Here is a 1,235-nt window from a genome sequence, read left to right as displayed (position 1 = left end):
CTGCCCCCCGCTGGCTCCCTCGATCTGATGTAGAGTCTGCCCCAAGGAAGGAGCAGACGCATGAGGAAGAGCCGTTTTTCCGAGGATCAGATCATCGGGATGATCAAGGAGCAGGAGGCGGGCCTGCCGACGGTGGAGGTTTGCCGCAAGCACGGCCTGAGCCCGGCAACGTTCTACAAGCTGAAGGGCAAGTATGGCGGAATGGAGGTGTCCGAGGCCCGGCGTCTGCGGCAGCTCGAGGATGAGAACGCCAAGCTCAAGCGGCTGCTGGCCGAGAGCGTGCTGGACAACGCGATCCTGAAGGACCTGTTGGGAAAAGTCTGACGACGCCGGCCCAGCGACGGGACGTAGCGCTCGGCGTGATGCGAGACTGGCCGGTCTCGCAGCGCCGGGCCTGCGTGCGGCGTCGACCCCAAGACGGTCCGGCGAGAACGTCCGCCCGACCACGCCAAGATCCGCGAGGAGATGCGCGAGATCGCCGCCACGCGCCGTCGCTTTGGTTATCGGCGGGTCGGCGTGATGCTCGAACGCAAGGGGCACGTCATGAACCACAAGAAGCTCTACCGGTTGTACCGGGAAGAAGGGCTGTCTGTGCGGCGGCGACGGGGCCGCAAGCGTGCTCGTGGCAGCCGGACGCCGATGCCCGTGCCGCTGCGGCCAAACGATCGCTGGTCGATGGACTTCGTGGCTGACACGTTCGGCGCTTCCCGTCGGCTGCGCATCCTGGCGATCAACGATGACGCCTGCCGGGAGAACCTGTGCCTCGTGGGCGATACCAGCATCTCCGGTGTCCGGGTCGCGCGCGAACTCGACACGCTGGTGCGGCTCTACGGCAAACCGGCTTGCATCGTCAGCGATAACGGGACCGAGTTCACCAGCCAGGCAATCCTGAGGTGGGCCAGCGAAAACCGGGTCGAGTGGCACTACATCGATCCCGGCAAGCCGCAGCAGAATGCGTTCATTGAATCGTTCAATGGGTCGCTGCGCGACGAGCTCCTGAATGAGGAGCTGTTCGACAGCCTCGCCGACGCCCGGCGCAAGCTGGCCGTCTGGCGCTACGACTACAACAACGTCCGGCCGCACTCATCCCTGGGGAACCGGACACCGGCACAAGCGCGTCGGGCGTTCCTGCATGATGGAAGCGTCACACCCGACGCGCTTGTGCCGGTCGGGCAGCACGAATATCAAACCGGCAGACTCTCGTTATGACCGCGGGACCAGTGGGGGGCAGGTCA

Annotated in this window: 1 pseudogene; it reads left to right on the top strand. The window is 65.2% G+C overall.

The features are described from left to right. Positions 1-60: 60 nt before the first annotated feature. Positions 61-1,209: pseudogene (locus ENE74_RS18610) on the top strand (IS3 family transposase). Positions 1,210-1,235 lie beyond the last annotated feature (26 nt).

Origin of the sequence: Sphingobium algorifonticola (assembly GCF_004005485.1) — a bacterium.
In the GTDB taxonomy this organism is placed as follows: domain Bacteria; phylum Pseudomonadota; class Alphaproteobacteria; order Sphingomonadales; family Sphingomonadaceae; genus Sphingobium; species Sphingobium algorifonticola.
The sequence above is the reverse complement of the archived record's forward strand: the minus strand, read 5'-3'. Positions and strand labels throughout refer to the sequence as shown.